13 protein-coding genes and 1 riboswitch are annotated in these 13,178 nt (G+C 73.9%); of the genes, 4 read left to right on the forward strand and 9 right to left on the reverse strand.

The window, feature by feature from the left end; all coding sequences use genetic code 11:
• Positions 1 to 90: 90 nt before the first annotated feature.
• On the reverse strand, positions 91 to 1,533 hold the full coding sequence (locus ACIP64_RS34815; RefSeq protein WP_401594952.1) for a glycine hydroxymethyltransferase: 1,443 nt from the start codon (positions 1,531 to 1,533) through the stop codon (positions 91 to 93).
• Between the two features lie 26 nt (positions 1,534 to 1,559).
• A riboswitch (ZMP/ZTP riboswitch) is annotated at positions 1,560 to 1,646 on the reverse strand.
• A 137-nt stretch (positions 1,647 to 1,783) separates the two neighbouring features.
• Here ACIP64_RS34815 and rocD point away from each other — a divergent pair.
• Positions 1,784 to 2,989, forward strand: a complete 1,206-nt coding sequence (gene rocD / locus ACIP64_RS34820; protein ID WP_360902210.1) for an ornithine--oxo-acid transaminase — start codon at positions 1,784 to 1,786, stop codon at positions 2,987 to 2,989.
• A gap of 16 nt (positions 2,990 to 3,005) precedes the next feature.
• On the opposite strand, the gene ACIP64_RS34825 is transcribed toward rocD, so the two are convergent.
• Positions 3,006 to 3,524 carry a carboxymuconolactone decarboxylase family protein gene (locus ACIP64_RS34825; RefSeq protein WP_401594955.1) on the reverse strand — a complete coding sequence of 173 codons (519 nt, stop codon included), beginning with the start codon at positions 3,522 to 3,524 and terminating at the stop codon, positions 3,006 to 3,008.
• A 50-nt stretch (positions 3,525 to 3,574) separates the two neighbouring features.
• Between ACIP64_RS34825 and ACIP64_RS34830 the strand changes: the two genes are divergently transcribed.
• Entirely contained in the window at positions 3,575 to 5,023 is a 1,449-nt protein-coding gene (locus ACIP64_RS34830) for a PLP-dependent aminotransferase family protein (RefSeq protein ID WP_401594957.1), read from the forward strand.
• A gap of 70 nt (positions 5,024 to 5,093) precedes the next feature.
• On the opposite strand, the gene ACIP64_RS34835 is transcribed toward ACIP64_RS34830, so the two are convergent.
• The 7 genes from ACIP64_RS34835 to ACIP64_RS34865 all read right to left on the reverse strand — a co-directional run bounded on the left by ACIP64_RS34835 (position 5,094) and on the right by ACIP64_RS34865 (position 11,726).
• Positions 5,094 to 6,083, reverse strand: coding sequence for a malate dehydrogenase (locus ACIP64_RS34835; RefSeq protein ID WP_401594960.1), 990 nt, complete (start codon positions 6,081 to 6,083; stop codon positions 5,094 to 5,096).
• Positions 6,084 to 6,230: 147 nt separating this feature from the next.
• On the reverse strand, positions 6,231 to 7,142 hold the full coding sequence (locus tag ACIP64_RS34840) for a DUF2690 domain-containing protein (protein ID WP_401594962.1): 912 nt from the start codon (positions 7,140 to 7,142) through the stop codon (positions 6,231 to 6,233).
• Positions 7,143 to 7,230: 88 nt separating this feature from the next.
• Positions 7,231 to 8,124 (reverse strand): helix-turn-helix domain-containing protein, encoded by an 894-nt coding sequence (locus ACIP64_RS34845; protein ID WP_401594965.1) that lies wholly within the window; start codon positions 8,122 to 8,124, stop codon positions 7,231 to 7,233.
• A gap of 94 nt (positions 8,125 to 8,218) precedes the next feature.
• Positions 8,219 to 8,893 carry a response regulator transcription factor gene (locus tag ACIP64_RS34850; RefSeq protein WP_360902228.1) on the reverse strand — a complete coding sequence of 225 codons (675 nt, stop codon included), beginning with the start codon at positions 8,891 to 8,893 and terminating at the stop codon, positions 8,219 to 8,221.
• A complete protein-coding gene (locus ACIP64_RS34855) occupies positions 8,890 to 10,101 on the reverse strand; it encodes a sensor histidine kinase (RefSeq protein WP_401594969.1) in 1,212 nt (403 codons plus the stop codon). The genes ACIP64_RS34850 and ACIP64_RS34855 overlap by 4 nt, the downstream gene beginning before the upstream one ends.
• 231 nt (positions 10,102 to 10,332) lie before the next feature.
• Positions 10,333 to 10,875 carry a DUF3017 domain-containing protein gene (locus ACIP64_RS34860; protein WP_401594971.1) on the reverse strand — a complete coding sequence of 181 codons (543 nt, stop codon included), beginning with the start codon at positions 10,873 to 10,875 and terminating at the stop codon, positions 10,333 to 10,335.
• A complete protein-coding gene (locus tag ACIP64_RS34865) occupies positions 10,872 to 11,726 on the reverse strand; it encodes a bifunctional methylenetetrahydrofolate dehydrogenase/methenyltetrahydrofolate cyclohydrolase (RefSeq protein WP_360902237.1) in 855 nt (284 codons plus the stop codon). The genes ACIP64_RS34860 and ACIP64_RS34865 overlap by 4 nt, the downstream gene beginning before the upstream one ends.
• A gap of 102 nt (positions 11,727 to 11,828) precedes the next feature.
• On the opposite strand from ACIP64_RS34865, the gene ACIP64_RS34870 reads away from it, so the two are divergent.
• Both ACIP64_RS34870 and ACIP64_RS34875 read left to right on the forward strand, forming a co-directional pair.
• The gene (locus tag ACIP64_RS34870; RefSeq protein ID WP_401594974.1) at positions 11,829 to 12,542 is read left to right on the forward strand and encodes an RDD family protein; all 714 of its coding nucleotides are present in this window, start codon (positions 11,829 to 11,831) and stop codon (positions 12,540 to 12,542) included.
• A 52-nt stretch (positions 12,543 to 12,594) separates the two neighbouring features.
• Positions 12,595 to 13,161 (forward strand): hypothetical protein, encoded by a 567-nt coding sequence (locus ACIP64_RS34875; RefSeq protein WP_401594977.1) that lies wholly within the window; start codon positions 12,595 to 12,597, stop codon positions 13,159 to 13,161.
• Positions 13,162 to 13,178 lie beyond the last annotated feature (17 nt).

Raw genomic sequence — 13,178 nt, forward strand, 5'->3', positions numbered from 1 at the left:
CCTCCACACCTACAACCACCATCGCTGCCACACCGCACTCGGAGGCAAGCCCCCGATCAGCCGCGTCAACAACGCTCCGGGCCAATACACCTAGCCGAGGTCGATGCCCGGGTAGAGCGGGAAGCCGGCCAGCAGGTCGGCGGCGCGCTGCGCGATCTCGTCGGCGACCTTCGCGTCCAGCACGTGCTGCGCCTTGGACGGCTTGCCGGCCGAGGTGACCCCGGCCTCCGTCGTGGTCAGCACGCGGTCGATGAGGCCCGCGATCTCGTCCATCTCGCCCGTGCCGAGGCCGCGGGTGGTCAGGGCCGGGGTGCCGATGCGGATGCCGGAGGTGTACCAGGCCCCGTTCGGGTCCTGCGGGATGGAGTTCCGGTTGGTGACGATGCCGGACTCCAGCAGGGCCGCCTCGGCCTGGCGCCCCGTGAGGCCGTAGGAGGACTCGACGTCGATGAGCACCAGGTGGTTGTCCGTGCCGCCGGTGACCAGGGTCGTGCCGCGCCGCAGCAGCCCCTCGGCCAGCGCCTTGGAGTTGTCGACGATGCGCTGCGCATAGCCGTGGAAGTCGGTGTGGCGGGCCTCGGCCAGGGCGACCGCCTTGGCCGCCATGACGTGCGGCAACGGGCCGCCGAGCACCATCGGGCAGCCGCGGTCGACCTGTTCGGCCAGCGAGGAGTCGCACAGCACCATGCCGCCGCGCGGGCCGCGCAGCGACTTGTGCGTGGTGGTGGTGACAATCTGCGCGTGCGGCACGGGGTCGAAGTCCCCGGTGAGGACCTTGCCGGCGACCAGGCCCGCGAAGTGCGCCATGTCGACCAGCAAGGTGGCGCCGACCTCGTCGGCGATCTCCCGCATGATGCGGAAGTTCACCAGCCGGGGGTAGGCCGAGTAGCCCGCGACGATGATCAGCGGGCGGAACTCGCGCGCCGTCCTGCGCAGCGACTCATAGTCGAGCAGGCCCGTCTCCGGGTCGGTGCCGTAGCTGCGCTGGTCGAACATCTTCCCGGAGATGTTGGGCCGGAAGCCGTGGGTGAGGTGACCGCCCGCGTCCAGGGACATGCCGAGCATGCGCTGGTCGCCGAGCTCGTGGCGCAGCCGCGCCCAGTCCGCCTCGGACAGCTCGTTGACCTGGCGCACCCCGGCGCGCTCCAGCGCCGGCGCCTCCACCCGGGCGGCCAGCACGGCCCAGAAGGCGACCAGGTTGGCGTCGATGCCGGAGTGCGGCTGCACATAGGCGTGCTCGGCGCCGAAGACCGCCCGCGCGTGCTCGGCGGCGACGGCCTCGACGGTGTCGACGTTGCGGCACCCGGCGTAGAAGCGGCGCCCGACGGTGCCCTCGGCGTACTTGTCGCTGAACCAGTTGCCCATGGCCAGCAGCACCGCCGGGGAGGCGTAGTTCTCGCTGGCGATGAGCTTGAGCGAGGCCCTCTGGTCCTCGATCTCCTGGCCGATCGCGTCGGCGACGCGCGGCTCGACCCCCCTGATCACGTCAAGGGCACTGCGGAAGGCGGTGGACTCGGTGGGACCACTGGACATGCGGACCTCCTGCGCGGCACGGCATACCGGATGGCCCAGGCGCACGGCACACAGTTCACGGGCCGCTCCCCGATGGTCCGTCCCATCCCAGCGCGCCAGTCACGGCCCACGGCCAGCCTAGCAACGCGAGGTCGGGACGTCGCCGCAATGTTTCTTCACATCCCGGGCGAGCGACGATAGGAACAATGGGAAGGAGCCCCACCGGGCTCCAGCGCCCCATCTCCCGACGTACCACGAACGGAGCACTCACGTGTCGACCGCCGCCGAGCACATCGCCGCCGCAGAAGCGCACAGCGCGCACAACTACCACCCGCTCCCCGTCGTCGTCGCCTCCGCGGACGGCGCCTGGGTGACGGACGTCGAGGGCCGCCGGTACCTCGACATGCTCGCCGGCTACTCGGCGCTCAACTTCGGCCACCGCAACGCCCGCCTGATCGACGCGGCCAAGGCGCAGCTGGACCGGGTCACGCTCACCTCGCGGGCGTTCCACCACGACCGCTTCGCCCGGTTCTGCACGGAACTCGCGGAGCTGTGCGGCATGGAGATGGTGCTGCCGATGAACACCGGCGCGGAGGCCGTGGAGACCGCGGTCAAGACGGCCCGCAAGTGGGGCTACCGGGTCAAGGGCGTGCCGGACGGCCAGGCGAAGATCATCGTGGCCGCGGACAACTTCCACGGCCGCACGACCACCGTCATCAGCTTCTCCACCGACCCCGAGGCCCGCGCCGACTTCGGCCCGTACACACCGGGCTTCGAGGTCGTGCCGTACGGCGACCTCGCGGCGCTGGAGGCGGCGATCGACGCGAACACGGTGGCCGTGCTGATGGAACCCATCCAGGGCGAGGCCGGGGTGCTGGTGCCGCCGGCGGGCTACTGGGCCGGGGTGCGGCGGCTGACCTCCGAGCACGGGGTGCTGTTCATCGCCGACGAGATCCAGTCGGGCCTGGGCCGTACGGGCAGGACGTTCGCCTCGGAGCACGAAGGCGTCGTCCCGGACATGTACGTGCTGGGCAAGGCCCTGGGCGGCGGCGTCGTCCCCGTCTCGGCGGTCGTGTCCTCCGCGGAGGTGCTCGGGGTGTACCGCCCGGGTGAGCACGGCTCGACCTTCGGCGGCAACCCGCTCGCGTGCGCCGTGGCCCTGGAGGTCCTCGCGATGCTCCGCACGGGTGAGTACCAGCAGCGGGCCACCGAACTCGGCGACCATCTGCACCACGAGCTGTCCCTGCTGACCGGCAGCGGCACGGTCACGGCGGTCCGCGGCCGCGGCCTGTGGGCAGGGGTCGACATCGCCCCAGGCCACGGCAGCGGCCGCGAGGTCTCCGAGCGGCTGCTGGGCCGGGGTGTCCTGGTCAAGGACACCCACGGCGCCACGATCCGGCTGGCCCCGCCGCTGGTGATCTCCAAGGAGGACCTGGACTGGGGCCTGGACCAGCTGCGGGAGGTGCTGTCCGCCTGAGAGCCGGCCCCCAGGGTCAGATCCCCTCGGGGCGGGGCGCCGGGGACATCCGCGTGGTGATGCCGATGCGGTTCCAGGCGTTGATGGTGATGCACATGGCGATCAGACGGGGCAGCTCGTCCTCGTCGAAGACCCGGGCGGCCTCGTCGTAGACGTCGTCCGGGACACCGTGCTCGCCGAGGCGGGTCACCGCCTCGGCGAGGGCCAGGGCGGCCCGCTCGCGCGCGGTGAAGAAGGGGGTCTCCCGCCACACGGTGAGGCCGTGCAGCTTCTGCTCGGTCAGGCCCAGCTTGCGGGCGTCCGCGATGTGCTGGTCGACGCAGTAGGCGCAGCCGTTGACCTGGGAGGCACGTGCCTTGACCAGCTCGACGACCACCGGGTCCAGGCCGTTGGCAGCCGCGGTGTCGAGGGCGATCATCGCCTTGTAGAAGTCGGGGGCGGCCTTGGCCAGCGCGATGCGGGGGGCGGGGGCGGGAACGGGCTCGTCCGGGCCGTGGCCGGAAGTGCTGCCCGCGGGAGCGGTGATCGTCGTCATGCCACCCAACCTATCGACGCGGTGGCCCTGCTCCGTGGTCCACTTGAAAGGTGAACGATTGGGCCACTTCCGGAGTCGATCTCCATCTCGACCTCGTCGGGGGCGCCGGCGCGCGGGCCGGGCTGGAGCGGGCGCTGCGTGAGGCCGTCCGCGTCGGCCGGCTCGCCCCCGGCACCCGGCTGCCGTCCTCGCGCGCGCTGGCCAAGGATCTCGGCCTCGCCCGCAACACCGTCGCCGAGGCGTACGGGCAGCTCGTCGCCGAGGGCTGGCTGATCGCCCGCCAGGGCTCGGGCACCCGCGTCGCCGACGGCCGGCCCCCGTCCGCACGCCGCGGCCAGGCCGCCGTCCCCCGCGGCACGGACCGGGGCACCCGCGGCGGCCCCCTCACCGTGACGCCCGGGATCCTGCCCGACCCGGACCGGTTCGCCTACGACCTGCGCCCCGGCTCCCCCGACCTCTCGTCCTTCCCGCGCGCCGCGTGGAGCGCGGCGGCCCGCCGGGCACTGGCGGCGGCGCCGCACGAGGCCTTCGGCTACACCGACCCGCGCGGCCGGCCCGAGCTGCGCGAGGCGCTCGCGGCCTATCTCGGGCGGGTGCGCGGGGTCCGCACGAGGCCCGAACTCCTCACGGTGTGCTCGGGGTTCGTGCAGGCCGTCGGAGTGCTCGGCCGCGCGCTGCGGGCCGGCGGGGCGCGCCGCGTCGCCGTCGAGGCGCCCGGCTACGCGCACACCGTGGAGATCCTGCGCAGGGCGCGGCTGACGACCGTCCCGCTGCCGGTGGACGACAACGGCGCCCAGATCGGCGCCCTCGGCAGCGACGTGGACGCCGCGCTGCTCACCCCCGCCCACCAGTTCCCGACCGGCAGCCCGCTGTCCCCGGAGCGGCGCACGGCGGCGGTGGCCTGGGCCCGCGCCACCGGCGCGGTGGTCGTCGAGGACGACTACGACGGGGAGTTCCGCTACGACCGCCAGCCGGTCGGCGCCCTCCAGGGCCTCGCCCCCGAGCACGTCGTCTACGCCGGAACCGCCAGCAAGAGCCTCGCGCCCGGGCTGCGGCTGGCCTGGCTGGCACTGCCGCCCGCCCTCGTCGAACCGGTCCTGGACGAGAAGCGGATGGCCGACCACCACTCCCCCGTCCTGGACCAGTTGACGCTGGCCGAACTGATCGTCTCCGGCGCGTACGACCGCCATGTGCGGCGGATGCGGCTGCACTACCGGCGGCGGCGCGACCGGCTCGTCGCGGCGCTGGCCGAGCACGCCCCCGCCGTCCGGGTGTCCGGCATCGCCGCCGGACTGCACGCGGTGCTCCGGCTGCCGCCCGGCACACCGGCCGCGCAGGTCGTCGCCGAGGCGGCCGCCCGGGGCCTGGGACTGCAGAGCCTGGACGAGTTCGGCGGCCGGGACACCGAGGATCTCGTCGTCGGCTACGGCACCCCGCCCGAGCACGCCTTCGCCGGCGCGCTCGACGCGCTGTGCGCGCTGCTGGCCGCGCGGACCTAGCGGCTGGGAACGCCAACGGCCCGCCGCCGGCCCCCTCTTCGGGGACCGGCGGCGGGCCGCCGGACGCGCGTCAGATCAGGCCGAGGCCGCGGACCGCGTCGCGCTCCTCCTCGAGCTCCTTGACGGAGGCGTCGATGCGGGCGCGGGAGAACTCGTTGATGTCCAGGCCCTGGACGATCTCGAACCTGCCGTCCTTCGCGGTGACCGGGAACGAGGAGATCAGGCCCTCCGGCACACCGTAGGAGCCGTCGGAGACGACGCCCGCGGAGGTCCAGTCGCCCTCGGCGGTGCCGTTGGTCCAGGTGAAGACGTGGTCGATCGCGGCGTTGGCGGCCGACGCGGCGGAGGACGCGCCCCGCGCCTCGATGATGGCCGCACCGCGCTTGGCGACGGTCGGGATGAACTCCTCCGCCAGCCACTTCTCGTCGTTGACGGTCTCGGCGGCGTTCTTGCCGGCGACCTCGGCGTGGAAGACGTCGGGGTACTGGGTGGCGGAGTGGTTGCCCCAGATGGTGAGGCGGCGGATCTCGCTCACCGGCACGCCGGTCTTCTTCGACAGCTGCGACATCGCGCGGTTGTGGTCCAGGCGGGTCATCGCGGTGAAGCGGTCGGCCGGGACGTCCGGGGCGGAGGACTGCGCGATGAGCGCGTTGGTGTTGGCCGGGTTGCCGACGACCAGGACGCGGATGTCGTCCGCGGCGTGGGCGTTGATGGCCTTGCCCTGCGGGCCGAAGATGCCGCCGTTGGCCTCCAGCAGGTCGCCGCGCTCCATTCCGGCGGTGCGCGGGCGGGCGCCGACCAGCAGCGCGACGTTGGCGCCGGCGAAGGCGACGTTCGGGTCGTCGCTGATGTCGATGCCCTGGAGCAGCGGGAACGCGCAGTCGTCGAGCTCCATCGCGGTGCCCTCGGCGGCCTTGAGCGCCGGGGTGATCTCCAGCAGGCGCAGCTTCACCGGGACATCGGGGCCGAGCAGGTGGCCCGACGCGATGCGGAACAGCAGCGCGTAGCCGATCTGTCCGGCCGCTCCGGTTACGGTGACGTTGACGGGAGTGCGAGTCATTGCCTTCTCCTGGCCTTCTGCTGCTGGATCCCATGCCGCCCCGGCAGCGTCCCTTGCTCCCGGAACGGGGATCTCTCGGCGTCAAGAGACCCACGCCAGGCTATACCCGTGCCGTCCCGGCGGCTGCCACACCGGGTGTGGCCCCGGTCACCGCCCGCCCGGCCCCAGGGACGGGGAGGCGACCTGCGGCGCCGCGCACCCGTGGAGACCCGAGGCGAGCGTGGCGCAGGAGAGGACGGCGGTGGGAGCGGTGGCGGCGAGCATCGGGGTGTACGCGGCGGCCGTCCCGCCGATGCGGGTGCGCTGGACCTGACCGCCGGCCCCCGCGGGGCCGACGGTGAGGGTGTCGCCGGGCGCGGCGGCGGACATCCGCGCCCAAGCGGCGGCGCAGACCTCGCTGTACCTCGTCTCGACCAGGGCGCCGCCGATCCAGGCCGAGGCCGTCGTCCGCGCGTGCGCCCCGCCGCACCCCATGCCCTCGGGGTCCTCGCCGGTGCAGGTGGCGCCGGTGCACTTGACCCCGGAGGGGAGCGCGGCCGCGTGGGCCGTGCGGGAGGAGTGCGGTGCCCGTGGCTGCCCCGCGCGGTCGGTGCCGCCGCCCCCGCCTGCGAGCACAGTCGCGACGACGACCGCCAGCACCACGGCCACCGCGCCCGCGGCGAACAGCACCAGGGCGCGCCGGGACCGGTGCGGGGCCGGACCGGTGCCCGGCGCGGGCCCGAACTCGCCGAGCGCGGCGCGTGCTTCGGCGACCCGTCCGGCCTCCATCGTGACGTCGTGCCGGTTCTCGGCGCGGCTCCAGGCCCGTTCGGCGACCTCCCACAGGGTGACGAGGTGCCGCGGGTCGGCGCCCGTCGCCTGGGCGAGCGCGACGACGGCGTACCGGGGCGGCAGAAGCCGGGCGGACAGATACCGCTCCCAGGAGCTTCTGCTGTACCCGGTGGCGTCGGCGAGCGCGGCGGCGCTCAGGCCGCCGCGGTCGACCTGCCGTCGCAACTGCTCGGTGAACTCCCGGACGCGCGGGTCGAGATCGTCCGCCAGCGGTCGCCAACGGGTCATGGTGCGCTCTCCCTGCTCGTCCTGCTGTCGTGCTGTCGTGCTTGCCGTGCTTGCCGTGCTTGCCGTGCTGGCGTACGAGGGGATGCCGTCACCCGATGCAGATGCCGAGGACGATCAGCCCCAGGCACAGTCCGTGGCCCGGGGTCGGGCTCGGTGCCGCGGGGGTGGGCGTGGGGGTCGGGGCGGGCGGGGCCGTGGTGGCGGGCGGTTGCGTGGTGGCGCCGCTGCCCGGCGCTGTCGTGCCGTGGCCACCGGAGGAACCCGTGCCCCCCGGGGAACCCGTGCCGCCGGAGGACCCCGAACCGCCGGAGCCGCCGGTCGCGGGGGCGTGGCCGCCCTCAGTGTGCTCGCTCATGTCGTCGACCGGCGCCGCGGGCGTCCCGCCGTCCGGGGTGACCGCGCCGGCCCCGGTGCGCGGGGCGGCGGGCCGGACCGGCGATTGCGTCGGCACCGAGGAGGCCTTCCCCGGCCGGGCGACCGAGGACCCGGGAGCACCGGCGGACGGCGCCCCGCCGCCCGCGGCGGCCCCCCGGGGATGCGCCGACAGCGGCGCCTGCGCCCGCATGCTCCCGTCGGTGGCGATCCCGGCGACGAGCAGCAGCCCGAACGCCCCGGCCAGCATCCCGAAACCCACCAGCAGAGCCCTGCGCCGCCGCCGGGCCGCGTGCCGGGGCATGCCCTCGACCGGGGCCAGCGGATCGAGCGGATCGGAGTACCGGAAGCCGGTCATCGTGTCGGTCACCCCGCGGTCGGCCAACTCCCACAGGGCGATCAGCCGTTGGTAGTCCGCGCCGCTCAACTGGCCCAGCACCTCGACCGCGTCGCGCGGCGGCACCCGGACACCGTTGAGGAACTGCTCCCACGCCTCGGTGCTCTGGGCCGTGCGCGCGGCCAGCGCCGGCACGCTCAGCCCGCTGCGGTCCTTCATCCGGCGCAGGTGCACGGCCAGCCGGCGCGCGGCGGCGTCAAGTGTCTCGGGCAATGGTTCCCATCGCGCCACCACGCACCCCCCGGTTCCGTCGGTCAACCCACGGTAGCGACGCACATACGCTCGACGCTCGAAATCCGGAGAATCCTCATCCTCTTCGCGGGGTCACGAGTCCCGTCTCGTATGCCAGTACGACCGCCTGCGCCCGGCTGCCCAGCCCCAACTTGGCCATGGTGCGGTTCAGATGGGTCTTCACGGTCGCCTCGCTGATGAACAGCCCCTCGGCGATCTCCGCGTTGGACAGCCCCTTGGCGATCAGCCGCAGCACCTCCACCTCGCGCGCGGTCAGCGCCCCGAGTTCGGCGGGGGGCGGCCGGCCCGGGTCCTGGGCGGGACGGACCGGCGCGTACGCCTCGATCAGCCGCCGGGTGACGCTCGGCGCGAAGAGGGTGTCGCCCCCGGCGACCGCGTGGACGGCGGCGATCAGCCGTTCCGGGCCCGCGTCCTTGAGCAGGAAGCCGGAGGCCCCGGCGCGCAGCGCGGTGTACACGTACTCGTCGAGGTCGAAGGTGGTGAGGATGAGGACCCGCGGCGCCCGCTCGCCGGCCGCGGCCAGGATGCGCTCGGTCGCGGTGACCCCGCTGATGCCGGGCATGCGGATGTCCATGAGGATCACCTCGGGCGCGGTCTCGGCGGCCCGCTCCACGGCCTCCTCGCCGTCGCCGGCCTCGCCGACCACCTCGATACCGGGGGCCGCGCGCAGCAGCCCGACCAGTCCGGCCCTGATCAGGAACTGGTCGTCGACGACGAGCACCGTGGTCATACGTCCAATGAGTCCCCTCGCCGCGCGGCCCCGCGCGCCGATGTGGGAAGCGTGAGGCGCACCTCGAAGCCATCGCCGAGCGGGCCGATGTCCACCGTCCCACCGTAGAGCCTGGCGCGCTCGCGCATGCCGATCAAGCCGTGACCGGCTCCCTGGGGGATTGTGGCCGGATCGGAACGACCGGGCGCCTCGCCCGGCCCGGCACCTGCGCCGTCGTCGGTGACCGCGACCCGCAACCGGTGGGGCTCGTACGCCACCAGCACGCGCGCCCGCGCGTGCGGGGCGTGCTTGAGGACGTTGGTCAGCGCCTCCTGCACCACCCGGTAGGCGCACAGCCCCACGCCGGGCGCGACCGGGCGCGGCGTGCCCTCGATGCGCAGTTCCACCGCGAGCCCGGCGGCGCGCACCCGCTCGATCATCTCCCCCATGCGGGTCACCGAGGGCATCGGGTCGTAGGAGGGCGCGCCGCCCTCGGGCTCCCCCGGTCCCGCGCGCAGCACCTTGAGCATGCGGCGCATCTCCTGAAGCGCCTCGCGCGTGGTGTCGGAGATGGTGTCCAGGGCCTTGCGCGCGCTCTCCGGCTCGCTGGCGAAGACGTACGAGGCCATGCCCGCCTGCACCGATATCACCGACATGTGGTGGGCAACGACGTCGTGCAACTCCCGGGCGATCCGGGCCTGTTCCTCCGCGACCGCCAGCTTGGCGGCGTCCTGCCGCTCCGAGCGCAGCCGCTCGGTGACCTCCCCGAGCCGGTCCGCGCGCTGCGCCGAGACTCGCGCGGAGTGCCCGAACCAGCACATGACCAGCGGGAACACCACCGCCTGCGCGACCACCGTGGCCATCGAACTCTGCGCGGCCGTCAGCCCCGCGTACACCCACACCCCGCCGGTCAGCGCCGCACAGCCCAGCGCGACGCGCACCGGGCGCACGGTGGCCACGCCGTACAGCGCCATCAGGGGGGCGAGGCTGTTGACGACCGGCCAGTAGCCCGCCGCCACGAAGACCGCCCACGCCGCGCAGACGAAGACGGCCACACCCACCGGGAAGCGGCGCCGGGCGGCGACGGGCAGGTTGACCAGCGCGGTGAGCGCGTAACCCGCGGCGTCCAGCCGCTGCCAGTCCGGCGGTGGCCGTTCGTGTCCCAGCAGCATGCTGGCCGCCGTGAAAGCCACCGCCAGCGCCACGTCCGCCAGCACCTTGTTCCGCACGCGCGAAGCGTAGACCGGCCGCCGGGCACCCGCGTCAGCCCGTCGCCGTACCGCGAAAGTTGTACACCGGCCGAAAACCTCCACCCAGAACGGGACGCCCCGGCGGGCGGGCTGCCCGTAGCGTCGTGGCCGGGGAGCCAGAGGGGGGCGCCCTACGCGACGGTGTCCCGTCCTCCGACGGGGGGAGGACGGGACGCCAAGTGCTGTCGCGGGCCGGTACGCCCCGTGCGCTCAGCGCACGGAGAAGCGGACGACGTCCTCCAGGAACGGGATCTCCAGCACCGGATGCGGCTGCGCCATCAGCGCCAGCAGCACGATCACGGCACCCAGCACCCCGTAGGTGATCACGTCGGTGAAGCGGCTGCGCACCGCCAGCATGCCGACCGAGGGCAGCGCCCAGCGCATCAGTGCGCCCGCGAGCAGCGCCGCGCCGATCAGCACCATGCCGGACCGCACCGTGTCCGCGGCGATCAGCACGAGCCCGAGGGCCACCGCACCGCCGACCCCGAGAATCGGCCACTGACGGGCCGGCGCGGGCGCGTCGCCCGCCGCGGCCCGGCCGCCGCCCTCGGGCCGGGCCGTGCCCTCCGTGACGGCCTGGAAGCGGCGGCCGAGACCTGCCTGGTCCTGCTGCGGGGCCGGCTCGGCGGTCTTCGCGGCGGGAGTGGCCACCGGGGTGCCCTCGTCGCCGGTACCGGCGCTGTCGGTGCCGGTGTCGGTGCCGGTGCCGGTGCCGGTGCCGGCGGTGTTGCCCTGGCGGGGGCCGTCGGTCATGAGAAGCGGCCCTCCGCGGCCTCGACCACGTTCGCCAGCAGCATCGCGCGGGTCATCGGGCCGACACCGCCCGGGTTCGGCGAGATCCAGCCGGCGACCTCGGCCACGCCCGGGTGGACGTCGCCGACGATCTTGCCGTTCTCGTCCCGGCTCACACCGACGTCGAGCACCGCGGCGCCCGGCCGCACGTCCTCCGGCTTGACCAGGTGCGGCACACCCGCGGCGGCGACGACGACATCGGCCTGGCGCAACTGCGCGGCCAGGTCCCGGGTACCGGTGTGGCAGAGGGTGACCGTCGCGTTCTCGGACTTGCGGGTCAGCAGCAGGCCGATGGAGCGGCCCACGGTGACCCCGCGCCCGACCACGGCCACATGCGCGCCGTTGATCTCCACGCCGTGCCGCCGCAGCAGTTCGACGATGCCGTTCGGCGTGCACGGCAGCGGGCCGCGCTCGTTGAGCACCAGACGGCCCAGGTTGGTGGGGTGCAGTCCGTCCGCGTCCTTGGCGGGGTCCATCAGGCCGAGGACGCGGTTGGTGTCGATGCCCTTGGGCAGCGGGAGCTGCACGATGTAACCCGTGCACTGCGGGTCCTCGTTGAGCTCGCGCACGACCGCCTCGATGTCCTCCTGCGTTGCCGTCCCCGGCAGTTCGCGCTGGATGGACGCGATGCCGACCTCGGCGCAGTCGCGGTGCTTGCCCGCGACGTACCAGCGGCTGCCCGGGTCGTCGCCGACCAGCAGGGTGCCGAGCCCCGGCGTGACCCCGCGGGCCTTGAGCGCCTGGACGCGTACGGAGAGTTCTGACTTGATCGCGGCAGCAGTGGCCTTGCCATCGAGAATCTGGGCGGTCATACCTCCATCTTCTCAGGTCTCCCACCTGATGCTGGACAGCGGATGACACCGCCCAGGACGATGTGGGCCGTCCCCACTCGTATCAGCGCGAAAGAAGTCACCGTGAGCTACCCGCCCGGTCCCGGAAACCCGTACGGCCAGCCGCCCGTTCCGCCGCAGCAGCCGCAGCCTCAGCCGCCCTACGGGTACCCGCAGCAGCAGCCCCCGGGCCAGCCCGGTTACGGCTACCCCCAGCAGCCGCCGTCCCCGTACGGCAGCGTCCCGCAGCAGGCCCAGGGACCGTACGGCTACGGCGCCTACGGCCAGCCGGCGGGGCCGGTGCCCGGCATGCCGCCGTTCGCGAGCTGGGGCGCGCGGGTCGGTGCCACGCTGATCGACTTCCTGATCGTGGGACTCGTTCCGATGATCCTGGTCGGCATCGGCTACGGGCAGTTCATCTCCGTGGTCGTGGACGCGGTCAAGGCCTGCGACGCCAGCGGCGCCGCCACGTGCGACTCCCCGCAGATGCCGGGCGGCGCCCTCGCCCTGATCGGGCTCGGCGTGCTGCTGTCCTTCGTCGGCAGCCTCTTCCTCTGCTACCGCGAGGGCAGGACGGGCCAGACGCCCGGCAAGAAGGCCCTCGGCATCAGCGTGCTGCGCGAGGCCGACGGCCGTCCGCTGGGCTTCGGCATGGCCTTCGTGCGCCGCCTGTGCCACGGACTCGACGGCGCCGCCTGCTACATCGGCTACCTGTGGCCGCTGTGGGACGACAAGAAGCAGACGTTCGCCGACAAGATCCTCAACTCGGTGGTCGTCAAGACCCAGGCACCTCGGTGACCTTCGGCAGCACCAGCACCAGCAAGGCCCCGTCCGCGCGAAGGAATCCGAAGTGAGCCATCCGCCCGGCCCCGGCAATCCCTACAGCGGACCGCCCACGCCGCCGCAGCAGCAGCCGTGGGGCCGGCCCTCCTACGGCTTCCCCCAGCAACCGCACCAGCAGTGGGGCCCGCCGCAGCCGCCGTACGGCTACCCCGGGCCGCCGGGCGGTCCGCAGACGATGCCGTCGTCGGCGAGGACGGCGCGGGCGATGCTCTACGTACTGGCCGGCCTGTGGGTCCTCAGCGGCCTGCTGGTCCTGCTGATCGGCGTCGTCCTGGCGAACATCGAGGACGACACCGGCCTGGCCGCGAAGTACGGCGGCCTGCTGTGGGTCGGCGGGGTGCTCGCCCTGGCGCTGGCCCTGCTGGCGACCGGTGTGGCGGCGAAGTACCGGACGGGCGGCAGCGGCGTGCGCACGGGGTCCGTCGTGCTGGGCGCGCTGAGCGCGCTCGGCTGCCTGGCGAGTCTGGTCACGGGCGCGTTCCTGGCGGTCGTCCCGCTGGTGCCGAGCATCGTGCTGATCGTCTCCGCCGCGAAGGCGGAGACGGCTGCGTGGTTCAGGCGGCCGCAGTACTGAGCCCCCCGAGTCCCGCG

This window comes from Streptomyces sp. NPDC088733, assembly GCF_044751185.1.
In the GTDB taxonomy this organism is placed as follows: domain Bacteria; phylum Actinomycetota; class Actinomycetes; order Streptomycetales; family Streptomycetaceae; genus Actinacidiphila.